At 64.3% G+C, this 16,463-nt stretch carries 9 protein-coding genes; 4 read left to right on the top strand and 5 right to left on the bottom strand.

From position 1 onward, the window contains the following. Window positions 1-72 precede the first annotated feature (72 nt). Window positions 73-1,212, top strand: coding sequence for a GmrSD restriction endonuclease domain-containing protein (locus ACZ6WN_RS05070; RefSeq protein ID WP_465863098.1), 1,140 nt, complete (start codon window positions 73-75; stop codon window positions 1,210-1,212). Between the two features lie 1,165 nt (window positions 1,213-2,377). Here ACZ6WN_RS05070 and ACZ6WN_RS05065 read toward each other — a convergent pair. Beyond that, window positions 2,378-6,415, bottom strand: coding sequence for an Eco57I restriction-modification methylase domain-containing protein (locus tag ACZ6WN_RS05065; protein WP_465863097.1), 4,038 nt, complete (start codon window positions 6,413-6,415; stop codon window positions 2,378-2,380). Continuing rightward, window positions 6,412-9,573: a DISARM system SNF2-like helicase DrmD gene (gene drmD, locus ACZ6WN_RS05060; RefSeq protein ID WP_465863096.1), complete on the bottom strand. Its 3,162-nt coding sequence runs from the start codon at window positions 9,571-9,573 to the stop codon at window positions 6,412-6,414. The genes ACZ6WN_RS05065 and drmD overlap by 4 nt, the downstream gene beginning before the upstream one ends. Before the next feature lie 202 nt (window positions 9,574-9,775). On the opposite strand from drmD, the gene ACZ6WN_RS05055 reads away from it, so the two are divergent. Next, on the top strand, window positions 9,776-11,587 hold the full coding sequence (locus ACZ6WN_RS05055) for a DEAD/DEAH box helicase (RefSeq protein WP_465863095.1): 1,812 nt from the start codon (window positions 9,776-9,778) through the stop codon (window positions 11,585-11,587). 140 nt (window positions 11,588-11,727) lie between these two features. Here ACZ6WN_RS05055 and ACZ6WN_RS05050 read toward each other — a convergent pair whose 3' ends face one another. The 3 genes from ACZ6WN_RS05050 to ACZ6WN_RS05040 all read right to left on the bottom strand — a co-directional run bounded on the left by ACZ6WN_RS05050 (window position 11,728) and on the right by ACZ6WN_RS05040 (window position 13,906). Next, on the bottom strand, window positions 11,728-12,084 hold the full coding sequence (locus ACZ6WN_RS05050) for a hypothetical protein (RefSeq protein ID WP_465863094.1): 357 nt from the start codon (window positions 12,082-12,084) through the stop codon (window positions 11,728-11,730). 42 nt (window positions 12,085-12,126) lie between these two features. Then, window positions 12,127-12,849, bottom strand: a complete 723-nt coding sequence (locus ACZ6WN_RS05045) for an EcsC family protein (RefSeq protein WP_465863093.1) — start codon at window positions 12,847-12,849, stop codon at window positions 12,127-12,129. Between the two features lie 136 nt (window positions 12,850-12,985). Continuing rightward, window positions 12,986-13,906, bottom strand: a complete 921-nt coding sequence (locus ACZ6WN_RS05040; protein ID WP_465863091.1) for an AraC family transcriptional regulator — start codon at window positions 13,904-13,906, stop codon at window positions 12,986-12,988. A gap of 53 nt (window positions 13,907-13,959) precedes the next feature. On the opposite strand from ACZ6WN_RS05040, the gene ACZ6WN_RS05035 reads away from it, so the two are divergent. Beyond that, the gene (locus ACZ6WN_RS05035; protein WP_465863090.1) at window positions 13,960-14,631 is read left to right on the top strand and encodes a class I SAM-dependent methyltransferase; all 672 of its coding nucleotides are present in this window, start codon (window positions 13,960-13,962) and stop codon (window positions 14,629-14,631) included. 48 nt (window positions 14,632-14,679) lie between these two features. Then, on the top strand, window positions 14,680-16,437 hold the full coding sequence (locus ACZ6WN_RS05030) for a DUF429 domain-containing protein (RefSeq protein ID WP_465863089.1): 1,758 nt from the start codon (window positions 14,680-14,682) through the stop codon (window positions 16,435-16,437). Window positions 16,438-16,463: the final 26 nt, after the last annotated feature.

The raw sequence follows: 16,463 nt of genomic DNA, 5'->3' as shown, positions 1-16,463 counted from the left end.
TACGCGCTCCAACACAAGACGTCAACGACAATTCATGCACAACCACCCGTCCTCCAGTAGGCTCCAGGTTCTGTGGGATCGGATGACATCAGGCGTGACTGGATCACGCATGCCGAAATGCTCGACGTCTCGATTGAGATAAACAGCTACCGCGTGAGCGACTTTCTGGGATGGATGCGGGACGGGACTTTAGAACTTCGACCGCACTATCAACGAGGCTTAGTATGGAAGGCCGCAGAACGCAGCTTTCTCATCGACAGCGTCGTGCGACGCTATCCACTGCCGCTGATCGTCCTTCAGGACGAAACGGACGAGAACGGACGCCTTATTCGCCGCGTCGTCGACGGACAGCAGAGACTTCGTACACTGATCGCATTCGTCGACCGCACCATTCTCCCTGATCCATCCGACGAGGATCGTTTTCGATATACACCGCCCGAGCTGCGCAGGAAGCGAGTCTCCTTCAGCTACACCGACCTATCCGATAACCTGCGAAATAGGATTTTGAGAACCGTCCTTCCTACGGTCTCACTCGCTTCCGACCGAAACGACAACATCGTATTGGAGCTATACGATCGCCTCAACTCTACCGGCGCCGCCCTGAAGCCACAAGAATTACGCTTGGCACAGAGAACGGGAACATTTTCGGAAATGTCCTATCGGCTCGCTCGCGAGAATCAGACCAGATGGACGGATTGGAAGATTTTCAAACCCTCCGATATCGCTCGAATGAGCGAGGTCGAATTTACCGGAGAGCTTCTCCTCCTCATCCACGACGGCATAGATAAGACCGGGAAACGAGAGCTCGATAACGCTTACGAGAAGTTCGAAGCCGCCCCCGAAGAACTTGAACTCATGGAGTCCGCGTTCCGAGGTACGATGAACGCGCTGGATAAGGCGCTCGCCTATCCATCGGACCCAGATCCGTTAAAGACATTCCGAACGAAGGGGTGGCTCTATGCACTCTTCGCCACTCATCTCCGCGTCTCTGGCTATCTGGACTCCGACTGGCTTCGAAGACCAGTTCGAGACGATTCAAGGGGCCATCGCCCTGGAGACGCTGAATCAATGGCACTTGCTGCGTCCAACGCATACCGTGACCGACAAGGGCGAAGCCCGGAGCTCGTTCGGGCAGTGTCTGGAGCATCCTCAGATAAGGCGTCGCGCATTGCCCGTGCGTCCTTCGTCTTCGATGCCTACTCGCAGGAATGACTGACGCAGGAAGCCTGGCGTCCGACACAGTCGCCGAGCTGAGCGATATTCGCGGCGCGGTAACGAGAGTCTCTGCCGCGCAAGCCCACGGGCACGTGACACGGAAAGACCTTGAAAGGTCGATTGAGGGTTTGACTCTTGCGTCCCACGTCGTTTTCGAGGGATTCATACGGGAACTATTTATATCCTGCGTCGACGGTACCTCAAGAATCCCCGGACTGCATAGCCGCCTTCGCGGTGTATCACGAGAAGGCGCCACGGAAATCGTGACAGGTGATTCACGATTCGTTGATTGGCTCCCGATCCGTGAAACACAGGAACGAGCCTACAGGTTCTTGTTCAATGGTCTACCATTTAGCCGCCTGGCCTTTCGACCGCAGTCAATTCGCAATCTTCAAGAGCTACATATTGTTCGAAACCGCATTGCACACAGCGGAGAGGAAGCCCGAGCGCGGTACGAGAAAGTGATAATGCAAAGCGATCAGACCTTCTCAGAGCCGTCCCGATGGCTTATGCATACAAAGAACCGACTGTCCAACCTAGAGCGCATCTTGATCGGGCTTCAAGCAACAACCCAGGTGCTTGGTAGCAACGATCCAAATATCGACCAGCTTCTAGAAGTCGCTGCCAAGGCAGATAGCGGCCAATTTGCACCGGCCGGGCGATACGTGTGCCTCAACTGCACCCAGCCACAACAGTTCACCCAACCGCTCAAACTTGGCGACTGCGCATGCGGCGGAAAGGCATGGCAGCTTAAGAAGCTGTATAAGCGTCGGCGATAGACAAGGACACAGAATCACCCTTCGTTTAACCCAAAGTCCTCGCGAGTTCGACGATAGCCGCAGGCAAACACCGGTCGCTGAGATGATCAACATCCGACGAAAATCATCGACTGACAAGACTGACAACTCGCCGGTGATCGGAACTTGGCCCGAACCGCTGGGTTCGAATAGCCACTCGTAGTTGCGAGGACGTTCCTCTCCTTCAAACAGGCGCCATCCCGATTCTTCCGCCCCCACCCACGCCTGGCGTAACGGTTCGAAGCGACGGAGTGCAGTCTCGGTTGACTCAGAAGTCTGTGGATATCCCCGAATCTCCATCCATAAATTGGTCTTTCATCATGGCTGTCCGTTCGCGTGCAGCTTCAGGACCAGTGCGGCGCATGTCACCACCACCGCTTAGTTGTGGGGGCGCCTTGGCCTTCGGCGCGGGCGCGCTCGTGGTTGAGCCAGAGGAGACGGTCGAGGATCTCTACGCGGGCGGCTGGGGAGACGGTCCAGCGCTCCATCTGGCGGTAAGTGTGGAAGCCGTGGTCGAGGGGAACGTCGGTCCAGCCGTACGCGGCCATCGTCGCCTCGTCCACCTCGACGTGGATCTCGCGCATCCGGTCTACGTCCTCGTCGCTCTCGATCTCTGGATCGTTGACCAGGTTGTACAGGGCGGTCAGGCCGAGGTTACGTCTCACCATGATCTTGCGGCGCTCCTCGTCCAGAGTCTTTCCGATCGCCTCCAAACGCTCCGTTGACTCGGGGCGCGGAAAGGTTTCAAAGACTCGCGTTGGTACATATGTGGGATCTGTTCGCATGGTCGTTCCATACTTGATGACCCAGGCCTGATGCAGGTTGCACGAGAGGACCGCTTGATCGCTGGGCGTGTCCAGAGCAAACACAATCAACTTCGCGTCGAAGACCGTCCGATTGACGACTCGCACCGGCATCAGTGTCTTGCTGACCTGCGCGATCACGATCACTTCGTTGCGGCCTGATATGGCACGGCGCATCGCAGGCCTTTTGTCCGCGTACTGCCACCACCGTTGAGGGAGCGGGTTACGGAGAACGTAACTGCCATCCCGGTTCTTGCGCTGCCGTTCTGGCCTAACATCAGATTCGACCCGTTCCCAAGGCAGTGAGTACTTCTGCGCCCGCTCGTCAGTCCAATCGTTGAAATCAATTACCCATCGGAGCGCCGAACTATCTGGACGGGAGTTCACATCGTCACCATTAAGGTACGGAAAGAGCACGTCGGAGTTCATTGGTGCTGCCGTGATCCATCGTTCGGCTTCGGCTGATTCAAGCACAAAGCCCATGCCAAGCACATAGCACCCAACGAACGCGATTTCCTTGTTCTCGTCCAAGCGGACTGGGTTGCCACGGACCCTGCCCGCAGGCTCAAGGAGTGGCGAGATCGCTGAAGCCGGCAGGTCGTCGACGATTCTGGGCACAGAGTCTGACATCTGTCCGACAGTTCCCCACACCGCTGCATATTCGAGGTTGGCTGACTCCGCTGGCCAGGGTCGTGATTGAATCGCACGAGTGATCGTGAACCCGTTGGCATCCATTCGGTCTAAAGCAACCTCGCGTGTGTCACCCTGGGCAATGGTGTTGGTCGCGATTAGGCCGAGCGTCCCACGACGGCCGAGCAGCGAGTGTGCCCTCAAGAAGAAATAGCCGACCAAGTCAGCGTTGCCCTTTGCCCCGCTCGCTAGGGCGTGGATGAACCACTCGCGCACATCAGCGCCCATGGAGCCCGTGATCTTCTTGCCTCCCAAGAACGGCGGATTGCCGACCACAGCGTCGAAGCCGCCGTGATCGACCATCACGTCTGGGAGCTCTACCACCCAATGGAGCGGCTCCCAGCGCTCGTAGTCAGTCTCGACGGTGGGCTTGAGGCCGTCCTCGATACGCCAGTACAGGTCGGCTCCGTCGAGGATCGAGTCGTCGGGCGGGAAGGCTTGCTGGACCTCCCAGCCCAGGAACTTGTAGGCATCGTTGAGCTTCGCGCCCGGCTTGCCTCCGAGCGGGAGACCGGCGGCGACGATTCCGTCGGCCATCTGGCGGAGCTGCTTGGTGACGCTGCGAGACTGGTCCAGCAAACGCTCCTTGCCGCGAGTGGAGCGCATGGCGTTGTGCTCATCCACGGGCGAGGCGAGCTCGCGACGGAGGCGGACTGCTTCATCGAGCTTGCGGCGTACGTCGACGAAGATCTGCTTGTCCATGCGGACCGGGTCTGGGTAGACGTGGAGGTACTCAAGCTGGTCTTGCGAGGTCAGGCCTAACAACGAGTTGCCGCAGAAGATCTTGTCGTCGACGAATGAGAACGGCTTGGATCGGTCCATGGAGACCAACCACAGCGATAGTTTGCACATCTCGACTGCCATATGGTTGATGTCGGCGCCGTAGAGACAGCGTGCGATGACCTCACGCAACGCGTCGGAGCGAATGTCAGCGGGTTCGGCGTCTGTGGCGTGCATGCCTTCGGCCTGCCATGCTTCGGTGACCCGGTCGGCGAGGTAACGGGCGGCGGCTACCAGGAAGGCGCCGGAGCCGGCCGCGATGTCGGCGACCTTGAGGTCGAGGATCTCGGTCGCCGACCTGAGGCGCCACTCGGACTCGTCGTTGGTCTGGTGAGGGCCTGGGGCGTAGACGAGGGGTTGGAGGGCGTGGAGTACGACCTCTTCAGCCAGGGACCTCGGGGTGTAGTGGGCGCCGGCGTTCTTGCGGCTGGGAGTCTCGACGACGATCAGGCCACCGATCGGGAAGACCATCGGGATGTTACGCAAGTCGCGACGAATCAGGGTTCCCCAGAAGATGAGGGAATCCAGGAGATCGGGGGCGCCGGCGGAGACGGGGGTGAGAAGGCGTACGAGCTCTGCCTTCTCGTCCTCGCTCGGTCCCTTGTCGACCGCTTTGGCGATCACCGAAGCGCTCTTCGGAGCTGCCGCGGACTGGTTCTTCTTGACCCAGTCGATCAGCTTGGCGGCGAACTTCTTGGAGTCGGCGCTGTCCTCGTAGAGGTTGTTCAGCACGCCGAGTGGGATCTCTGGCTCCTGGCCGTCTTTCCCGATCAGGCCGAGCACGACATCGCCACGGACATCGGCACACGAGTAGCCAAGCAGGCCCTCGTAGATGTAGCCGATCTGCTCCACGTCGATGTCGCGGAAAGAGATGTGGCGACGCTCGCCCTTGACCACGACCGTCTGCACCGACTTCAGCACGTGCAGCATGACTCGATCGGAAACCTTCAGCCGCAGGCCCCGGTCGTCGGTGGCGTGGAGCCAGGGGAAGCGTGAGGGGTCCAGCAGGGACCCGCCGTAGGCGGGCATCCGCATCTCGTCATAGTTCACGCCGCCGTGGAGGGCCTGGGAGACGGCGAGGAGGCGGTGCCAGGCGTCGTACGACTCATCGAGGTGTTCTTCGCCGCCGGCCGCCTGAGCCTCAAGACTGGAGAGTAGATCGCGTAGGGCGTAGGAGTCCCAGTAGAGCTGCTCGGTGGGGAGCATGTCGCGCTCCTCGGCGAAGAGCAGGAAGACCACCCGCATCATGATCGTGACCGCGGCCTGGTAGATCTGGTCAGGGTTCTCGGTCAGCGGGTCGGGGTCGTGGTTGCGCTTGGCCTCGAGGCGGGCTTCGGAGAAGGCCTGCACCAGGAGCTCGACGCTGCGGCGCACCTGGGTGCCAAGGGCCTCGGTGATCTCCTCGGCCTCGAGCTCGCTGCGGGCAAACAGGTGCGGGAGGCGTAGCTGCTCGTTCTTGGCGCGGAAGCGGCGCTGTTCGATCAGGGTCAGGAAGGCGTCGCGCAGCAGCGGCTCCTCGGCCCAGGTCAGGGCGTTGACCATCCCGGAGCCGGTGGGTTTGCCGTCCTTGGCCCAGACCAGTGCCCACCACTGGCCGTCGGTGACGATGCCGCACTCGACGCCGGCCTTGCGCAGGAGCATCGCCATGCGGTCGATCTCGTGGGCGCTCCAGCCGTCCAGGCCGGGGGCGCGAAGACTGGTGGTGGGCTCGGAGACGAGCAGGAGGGCGGCGTACTGCTCTGATCCCCTACCTTCCAGCGCACCGGTCGGGCGGATGCGCACCTGCTCGCCGGGTGAGTGGATCTCGACGTCTTCGACGTCCATGCGCAGATCGGCGTCCCACCCGGCCAGCTCGAGGACGGTGTCGATCCAGGCCCGGTTGACCTCGGCGTACCTCTGCTTGGCCTCTTCGGTCTTCACGGCGAGCTCGTAGGTGTCGAGCTCGCGCTGCCATTCGGCGAACGCCTGCTTGAAACGTACGGCCCGGTCGTCGGTGTCGCTGAGGCGGTCCACGCCCTCGGGCCAGATGTCCTTGATCACCGGGAGCGCGAGGAAGGGTCCGTCGGTCTCGACCTGGGTGAGCCAGTCCTGGTGACGGGCGGTGACGGTCTGCTTGGCGGATCGCCTCATCGGATGTCGAGTCCCTTCTCGATGTCGGCGGGAGCGAGCGCGAAGACGACTGCGGCGGGGAACTCCCAAGCGCGGACGTCGTCATATCGTTCCTGCACCGCTTGCAGTTCTCTGGCTCGCTCGTCGTCGAGCAGGTCGATGCGCCTGCGGATTTCCCGGAGGTCGCGCTCGGACTGGCGCTTCTCGTCCTCGAAAAGGGCGAGCTGGCCGCCGTCGATCGCCTCGGCTTCCTTCAACGCCTCCACGAGGGTGTCCTGGAATCGGTCGAAGATCTCGTCGACTCTCGTGCGGTCAGCTCGCTCGCGATGCTCGAGCTGCCCTTCCACATCCTTGCGGCGGCGCTCGGATCGATCCTTGACCGCCTGCTCGACCCTGGCTCTGAGACCGGACTCGCCTTCGTCGTTCCAGGCGGCCGCCAGATCGTGCCTGACCTGGCTTGGGGCCGGTTTCAGGTCGATCCGATCGAGCGCCTTCTCGAGGAGCTCCTCTGCCTTGTGCTCGCCGACGACCTGTCGCCTGGCCAAGCGGGTGCCGGCGAGGAAGACCTCCTCGTGGAGCCTCAACCCGGCGCGGCCTACCAGGACGAGGCGGGTGACGGCGACCGCGTACGACTCCTCGAGGTCGGGCACGACCACGGCGCTCACTCGTTCCAGGGAGCGATCGCTACCCCAGAGGGCGGAGCGCAAGGTGCGGGTCGTGCGCTGCAGGAGCGGACTGCCGAGGTGCATGTAGACGACGTCCGGGTCGTCGACGAGCACCTGCGGGTCGAAGGCAATCGCGCGCTGTGTCGTCGGGTCGAGTCGGGTGACCAGGCCTCGTGTCACCGGCTCCCAGGAGGCATCGAGGTTGGGGAGCTTGAAGAGGGGTACGTCGGTTCGGTCCGACCCCACTGCCTGGAGGGGCGGGAGGTGCCCGAGCTCGAAGGCGGTGCCGACGACTCGATGCAGGTTCGCGGGTCTGAGGTGGAGGCGCTCGCGGCTGCTGGCGAGATCCTGCTCGAGTCTGGTGAGGTCTGTGTCCTTGATTCGCTCGCCTCTCAAAGTGTCGGCGATCGGGTCCTTCTCGGCTCTCGTCTTCTTCGATTCGACATTGCTGCCGCCGAACTGGCGCTGGATGTCGGGGGCGATGATCTCGTTCGCCGAGCCGAGGTCGCGCATGATCTGGTCGACCTTGCGGGCGATCCGGGCCAACTCTTCGACGTCTTTGCCGAGCGCGCTGCCGCCAGTGGCGACGGGTGTGAAATGGAAGACCTCAGGCGTCTCGGTCTGGCCGTAGCGATCGATGCGACCGATACGCTGCTCGAGGCGGTTGGGGTTGAACGGAATGTCGAAGTTCACCAGCCGATGACAGCGGTGCTGGAGGTCGATGCCCTCTCCGGCGGCATCAGTGGCCAGGAGGATCCTGACGTCGGTCTTCGTCGGAGGCTCGTTGAACTTCGCACGGGTGATCTCGCGCGTCTCGGCGTCGGTGCTGCCGTCGATGACCGCTATCCGCTCGTCCTCGTAGCCTCGTTGGCGCAGCAGTTCGCGAATCCAGGTGAGGGTGTCGACGTACTCCGTGAAGACGACCAGTCGCTCGTTGTTCCACGTGCCGTTGATGCGGAGCTGGGCTTCGATGTAATCGATGAGCCGCTCGAGTCGGGTATCTGCCCTCGAGTCGTAGCGGTGACCCCAACTGCTGAGCCAGCTCAGATCGGCGAGGTCGGCCTCGGAGAGCTTCGGCAACGCCTTCTTCGTCTGCTGAAGGGTCTGCAACTCGGGCTGATCGACCCTTCCCTCTTCGAGCTCGTCGGCATCTTGGCCGAGCACCTGGTCGTAATCGGCCTCGAAGTCGACGTCGAGACCCCTGGACCGGGTGTCCATGTAGACGTCGACCGTGCGCGCGAACGCCGCCGGCGATGAGAAGAACCGCTTCTTGAGCAGCAAGGTCGCCATGTCTTTGGCCGAGTTCGAGTCGCCGCTGGTCGCGACAGCGCGATCGCGTCGACGGGTGAACTCCAGGAGCCGGTCGTACGCCTCGGACTCGCTGTCGGACGGGATGAACTCGAGTGGTTCGACCTTGCGCTGCTTGAAGCCCTTGGCCTCGGTGAGGTCGGCTTTGAGGCGGCGTACGGCGACTTCTTTCAGGGCCTTCTCGTCGACTCTGTTGCTGCGTACGAAGCGCTGGGGGTCGATCATCTCCAGCAGCGCCGTGAACGACTCGGTGTAGCCGTTGTGGGGAGTCGCGCTGAGGAAGAGCCTGTGCTCGGCTTTCTCGGCGAGTTCGCGGACCGCCCTGGTTCGCTGGGAGTCGATGGCGTAACCACGCCGTTCACGGCCCACCTTGTCGGTGCGGACCGGGCTGCTCGGTGCCACATGATGGGCCTCGTCGACGACGAGGATGTCGAAGGCGTACCTGCCCTTGATCGTCGTGAACGCGTCTCGGAGCTGACGCTGGGCTCGTTGGCCGGGGAGCCAGGCCATGCTGACGATGATGCGGGGGAAGAGAGTGAACGGGTTGGCGTGGATGCCGTGAGTGCGGCGGACTTCGCGCATGGTCTCGGAGTTGACGACCTTGAAATCCAGGCCGAACTTCTCCGCCATCTCGTCCTGCCACTTGAAGGCGAGGCCGGCTGGGCAGACTACGATCGCTGTCCTCGCGCGGTGGCGAAGGAACAGCTCCTGGATCACCAGGCCGGCCTCGATGGTCTTGCCCAGGCCGACATCATCCGCGAGCAGGAGGTTGGCCCGCGGGTTGGCGAGGGCTCGTTTGAGTGGCTCCAGCTGATAGGGCTCGACGTTTGCTCCGCTGCGGAACGGCGCCTGCACGGTGCCGTCATCGGCGCTGGTGATCGCACCCCATCGCAGCGCGTCGATGAACGCTGCGAGCTTGTTCAGATCGTCGAACCGGGTCGGGTCGATGTCAGTCGGCAGACCACGGTGGGCTCGCGCGCTGCGGCCCTGCTCCAGCTCCCAGACCACCCGCAACTCGTGGCCGAGGCGATCCTCGTCGACCGATTGGAGGGTCACGGCGTGTTGTAGATGCTGCACTGCGTCGTCGGCGCTGCTGCGGCCCAGCCCCTGCTGGTTCACGTCCGTCACGGCCCAATTGCTGCCGCGTACCGTCACAATCTGCCCGAGCTCTGGGACGTCGGTGACGATGCTGTCACCCTCCGTCATTGTTAGCGCGATATCGACCCCAGTCACAGTCGTCGACTGTAACGGTCTGCACCGACAAGTCAGGACGAAATCGACACCGTCGACGGCCAGCCATCCTCAATCTGAGGTATGGGCGCAACCTGGGGCGCGGATGGCCAGCAGGCGCACGCCTGGGTCAATTAGTGTGCGATGGCGTCTCGGCCCTCGCATTGGAGCCTTTGCCATGCCTGCTGAACTCCACACCACCCTTCCGGACGAGAAAGGCCATGTCGCCGAACGACTGTTCATCGAGCGCCTGGTCGATCTGGGGACGTCAGGGAGCGCGGTCTGGGGCAATGTCGACTACCTGCAAGGTGTCGCGGACATCGACACCATCCTTCACTGGCCATCGGTTGGGCTGTTCACGATAGAAGTGAAGGGCGTCGGGCTCGACATGATCGAGGAGTACGGCCTCAAGTTCTGTCGCATCAAAGGCCGGTCGGGACCTCACCCGGTCGAGCAGATCAGTCTTGCAACCCTCGATCTCCGCAACTACCTCAGCAGGTTCCCCGGAGCCCGGACGCCGTTCTTCCTCATGACAGCGGCCTTTCCGCGGATCAGTCGCAGGGCATTCGTCACGAGATTCGACGACCCACAGATCGAGCTGCATGCCGAGAGTCTGATCTTCGCCGAAGACCTGGAGTCCACTGCAGCGTTGGCGCTGCGCCTCCAGACGATCCGGTCCACCCCGGCACGGGGACGCGGCGCCAAGAACCCGGTGCCAACCGCCGACCAGATGGCGAGGTTCACGGATCTGATCAAGCCGGCGCCGACGTCTGTATCGAGCCAAGCGGATCAGGAGCGGGGCGGCGTTCTACGCCGACAAGTCGCTTCTCCGTCTTCGGTCAGCCGGAAGTACCTCGAACCCGGCCGGCGACCACCGACCGCCTTCCGTGGCGCCCCCGGGACCGGAAAGACCGTACGGCTTCAGGAGATCGCTGTGGCACATGCTCGCGCAGGAAGGGCAGTGCTGTTCACTTGCTTCAACAGAGTGTTGGCATCCACTCTGAGAGGTGTCATGGAGAGCCAGCGGCTCGGCGAAGCAGTCGATCGCCGGATCGTGATCACGCATGTCGACGAACTGCGCAAACAACTGGGTGACGACCTGTCTGGCTTCACCGGCATGTTCAACACCGTCTGTATCGACGAGGGCCAGGACATGGCCGACGATGCGTTCGAATTCCTCGAGCAGCTCGCTTCTAACGACGCAGAATGGTTCATCGCCGACGGTCCCGGTCAAGAGCTCTATGGTCCGGCGAACCGAGCCGGCGAGCCGCCGAAGTTTCTGGCTGCCGCTCGTGACGAAGGCACCGTCGAGATCCTTCGCCGCAATTATCGAAACGCTTCCGCGAGCTACCTCGTTGCACAGGCCGTGTTCGAGAACTCGCCAGATCTGGGCTCGATCCCGGACTGGGTGGAGAAGCACCCGATCAATCCACCAGATGACAGCGGGTCGGAGATGCTCGCGCTCACCGGGACCCAGATGACGCCGGGAGGAGAGTTACCGGAGGTCATTCGTGTCACTCTGCCACCCGCTGGCGACTGGCGGCAGGCGAAGCTGCACGCATACGCGGCGATCTTCAGCTCCGCGTTGGAGCTGTTGGCTTCTGAAGGTAAACGCAGGGACCTGGCCATCATCTGTGCGCGAGGCGACACCAAGTCGGCTGAACCGAAATGGGCCAGAGAAGCCCTCGCGATGCTCGGCGTTCCTGTCCACGACCAGATCGCGGGAACAGGCCGCGACACCGTCGTTCCCGAAGACCACGTGCGGCTGACGACAATTCACTCATCCCGAGGAATCGAGGCATCTCGCGTCATCTTGCTCGACTTCGCCAACGGTGTCAGCGGCGCCGAGCATCACATCCGGAACAGTCGGATCATGAGTCACATCGCGCTGTCCCGCGGACAACTCGGGACCGCGATCGTGGTCGTCGATGACTCGACGAGCCCGCACCTCGCCTTCGTCGAGGAACTCATCAAGGCTTACAAGTCCTGAGACGGGCTGAAACGGCCTGACCTGACTACCGTGCTCGACATGACCGGCAAGTCCGGCTGTGGACGGCACCGATCATCCATCAGTCCGTTCCCACAGGCGGTCGCGGTGCTCGCGCTGCGGCGCTCGAGGTTCTCGGGCCGTCAGGGTCGGTAGGTGATCGTAATCGGCCTGGTCGATGAGACGACGACACCAGGGAGGTGAGCCAGAGCGGCACAGACGAAGGAGGAGCGCTTCACGTTGAGACCGTCGGTGGCGACAAGCTCCCTGTTTGTGAGTACATGCCGAACGGTCAGACGTTGCCACGCCTTCGTCACCATCTCGGCAGGGACAAGCTCGGGGTCAGCGCCCCGCTCTTTCGAACGATCGGTCTCGACGTAGATCCCCTCAGGCCCAATTCTGACGATCCAGTTCGGGTGCTGCGAGCCCAGCGTGTATATCGCTTCACCGACGGTGAGGTTCTCAGTGAGTAGATGCAGTAGATCATCGTCGAACGGCATGCCAAAAGCCTTCCGTGGAATGGGCTGCAGACCGTAGAAAGTTCAGTCCGCTGAAAACAAGGTCATCGCGGTGCGGCCGATCGTTCGCGTAAACGCGGCGTCCACCGATCCTCCGACCAAGCCGCCGATTCCCGGGACTGCTCTGCTGAGAGTCAGCACCGACCGTTTGGTGCCGTACTTGGCGATCAAGTAGACCCCAGCTCTCTTGTTGATCTGCTTGATCACGGTCATCGGAACAGCAGCGATCGCTTGTTTGGCGAAGGCCGCGCCGACCTTCACACCGACTGCCGAGGCAGTTGCCTGAACGCTCGACCCTGCAATGGTGAGCATCATGACCGCTTGGGTGTGCGGGTCCTCCAGGTCGTAGCCACGCAGATGTGCGATGGCCCCGACCATCCGCGCGTTGATGATCATGCTTCCCGCGAGGTTTGCCGGGAGGGTCACCGGCATCGCCACAAACCCGCCGAGACCGGTGACAAAGCCTTGGGTTCCAGCTGCGACGACGGATTCCCGGACGATCCTCTGTATTGCAGCTTCGCGACCGGATACCGTTTCCGCGTTCTCGCCTGCGGCACTGTCGTCGTTTGATCGGTCAAGTCCGCGTGCGATTCGAGAGGCCCGAACTCTTTCGAGACGGTCGTCCGCGTAGGCACTGGCACCTGTGATCGGACCGACTCCGTTGCGAATGGCCTCCATCGTCATCCGCTGCAGATGACCCCCGAGGGTCTCGAGCGAAACGCCGTTCTGGTCGGAAACTTCAGCCATCAGCCGCTCCGTTCAGATTCATCGAACGAAACGCTACCCACGCGAGCATCGTCCGTCCGCTCCTCGCACACTGATCCTTCAAATGGGGTATGGCCCAGCACCGGCGCGACCTGGGACCAACGGCGCAAGCCAGGACCTAAGCTTCCCGGCGCCAGCGGTCGGGGGTGGTGCCGTAGCGGGACTTGAAGCGGCGGACGAGGTAGCCCGGGTCGGTGAGGCCGGTGCGGGTGGAGATGACCGAGAGCGGGAGGTCGGTCTCGCGGAGGAGGCGGCGGGCTTCGGTGAGGCGGCGCTCGGTGAGCCAGTCGAGGAGGGTCCGGCCGGTGCGTTGGCGGATGACGGTGGTGAGGTGGCCGGGGGTGTAGCCCAGCGTGCGGGCTAGGTCGCCGGCGGAGACCTTGGTGGCGTACGTCCTCTCGATCTCGTCGAAGACGCGGCTGACCAGCGGGTCGGGGGCGATGGGGGCGCTCGGGGCTAGACGGGCTGAGGCGACCAGGAGGTTGGTGAGGATCGCGGTGACGGCGTCGTGGGCGCCGAGGCGTTCGGGGTGGCGTAGCTCCTCAGCCAGATCGGCCAGCAGCGCCTGCCAGCGTGGGCGCTCGGCCTCGGGCACCAGTGCGCGGCGGCCGTCGGCGGCGAAGAGGGCCAGGAGCGGGTGGTGGGCCCAGGTGAGCGGGGAGATGGAGGCGAGGGAGGGGATGGCGTCGGGGGTGAAGGCCACCGACCAGGCTCGCGCGTGGGTGAGCTCGGCGAGCGACTCGGCGGCCACGACCTCGCCGGGAGCGACCGCGTGGACCTCGCCGTCGCGCAGCGCCACCTGCTTGCCGTCGAGGCCGACGGCGCCGCCGCCGCGCTCGACGTAGGCCAGCACCCAGAAGTCGTGGGCGTGGCGGTTGTCGGGAGGCAGGTGCTCGCCGTCGCAGTCGGGATCGAGCGGGACGACCCGGACCGCCGGCATGCCGGGGCTCTGCTCCCAGCGATAGACGGGGGTGCCGTCGGCACGCACCGTACGCACCGAGCGCACCCGGTCCGGGCTCAGATCTGAAGAACGTCCCATCGCTGCCTACTTCCCTCCCACCGCATATCCGCAGAATGTCCCATTGTAGAGATATGACGATACAGATCATCGACGGCCGCGCCGAGAGCGATCAGGGCCGCGACTTCCTCCCCGGCATGGGCCGCCCCTGGCTCCTGCCCCTCTACGACCTCTTCACCCGGTTCGCCCGCGTGGGCGCCCTCCACGAGCGGACCGTCGAGCTCGCCGGCATCGAGTCCGGCCAGAGCGTGCTCGACGTCGGCTGCGGCACCGCCAACCTCTCCTTCGCGGTGCTCCGCGCCGTCCCCGGCGCCGTTGTCACCGGGCACGACCCCGACGCGGGCGCGCTGCGGATGGCCGCTCGGAAGGCGGGTCGGCGAGGCGTACGTCTCTCGCTGGTGCAGGGGTACGCCGACCGGCTGCTGCCCGAGGACGGCAGCGTCGACCACGTCGTCTCCTCGCTCGCGCTGCACCACGTGGACGACGCCGGACGCGAGGGGTTCGGACGCGAGGCCCACCGGATCCTGAAGCCCGGCGGGCGGGTCACCATCGTCGACTTCGGCGCCCCCGACCACGGCCATGGCCACGAGGGCCACCAGCACCGCGGCATGAACAGCTACACCGAGCGCAACCTCGACAACGGGATCGTCGGCCTGCTGACCGCCGCCGGGTTCACCGACGCCCGCGAGATCGACCACATCGAGCACAGGTTCGGGCCGATCACGATCGTCCAGGCGACCCGCTGACGACCGCAGGGGTTAGGCCAGCGCCGCGCGGACGGGCAGTCTGGCCTCATGCACTTCATCGGAGTCGACCTCGCCTGGGGCGCGCGCAGGCCCACGGGCGTGGCCGTCCTGGACGAGGAGGGCCGCCTCGTCCACTTCAGCGCGGCCACGACCGACGATGAGATCGTCGCGGCCATGGAGCCGTACGTCGACGGCGACTGTCTCGTCGCGATCGATGCTCCCCTGATCGTCACCAACCCCACCGGGAACCGGCCGGCCGAGGCCGCGCTCAACAAGGACTTCGCTCGCTTCGACGCCGGCGCGCACCCCTCCAACACCAGCAAGCCGGAGTTCAGCGAGCAGCCTCGCGGCGCCCGGATCGCAGCGCGGCTCGGGCTCGACATGAACCCGCAGTCCGGCCGGCGGCGCCGGGCGATCGAGGTCTACCCCCACCCCGCGACGGTGGCGCTCTTCCGACTGGGCCGGACGCTGAAGTACAAGCAGAAGTCGGGCCGTGACATCGACCAGCTCCGCGCCGAGCTGATCATGCTGCTCGGCCTCCTGGAGGGTCTCGCGAGCGCCGACCCGCCGCTGCTGCTCGACAACCCGTCCTGGCAGGCCCTGCGCAAGGCCGCCGAGAATGCGGTACGCAAGAGCGAGCTGCGCGTGGTCGAGGACCAGGTCGATGCGGTGCTGTGCGCCTACATCGGCCTGTTCGCGACCCGGGCACCGGACCGCACCACCACCTACGGCGACTTCGCCACCGGCTACATCGTCACCCCGACGCTGCCCGACGACCTCCGCCCGACACCGCGCGGGCGGGCCGTGGCGAGGATCCACGACACCGGAGCCGCGGTCCGGGAGTACGCCGCGATCCAGCCGACGCTGCAGGAGGCGGCCGACCAGTACGTACAGCTGATGACCTCGCTCCTCGACGACGCGGGCATCAACTACCTCACCGTGACCTCTCGCGCGAAGTCGGTCGCGTCGTTCGCGGCCAAGGCGGCTCGCACCGTCGACGGACGGCAGGTCTTCACCGACCCGCTGCGCCAGATCACCGACCAGAGCGGGCTGCGGGTGATCACCTACGTCCACAGCGACGTCCAGGCCGTCGCCGACCTCCTCGACGACCAGGTGGTCGTCCACGACGACCGTGACATGGGCGAGGAGACCGCGAGCGAGGGCCGGTTCGGCTACGCCAGCCGCCACCTGCTGGTCAGTCTCGACCCCGCGCGCGAGGGCCAGGCGGCGTACGAGCTGTTGCGGGGCCGCCAGGCGCAGATCCAGATCCGCACCGTGCTGCAGCACGCGTGGGCCGAGTTCGAGCACGACATCCGCTACAAGGGCACCATCCCCAGCGAGCACGTGCCCGACTTCGACCGCCGGTTCACGCTCGCTGCCGGCCTGCTCGAGCTCGCCGACCGTGAGTTCTCCACGATCCGGGACCGGCTCCGGGAGGGCGGGACCGCCGCCAGCGCGGAGGCCCTCGACGACGACCCGCGCATCAGCCCGCGTGAGCTGGCGGCGTTCCTCGCCGGGCAGTACTCCGACGCCGGCTGGTCGCGCACCGACCACTACGGGTGGATCTCCGGCGTCATCCTCGAGCTGGGCATCACCTCGCTGACCGAGCTCGGCGAGGCGTTGCGCTCGGTCGACGAGGAGACCCTGATGGCGCGGATGGACTACCGCTACCCGCCGGGTGCCGTGCGCCGGCTCGACGACGCGCTGCTGTGGGTCTACGGCGACGCCTACGTCGAGCTGCGCGCCAACGCGCACCGGGCGCCCGGCCTGCGGGCCAGGCTCGCCAAGATGCGCGACTCCGACTGAATCGATCGGCGGGCCGCTCGCTGAAA

The sequence above is a fragment of the Nocardioides sp. NPDC054178 genome, assembly GCF_055585005.1.
Note: the sequence above shows the minus strand (reverse complement) of the source record. Positions and strands in the feature narration are given on the sequence as shown.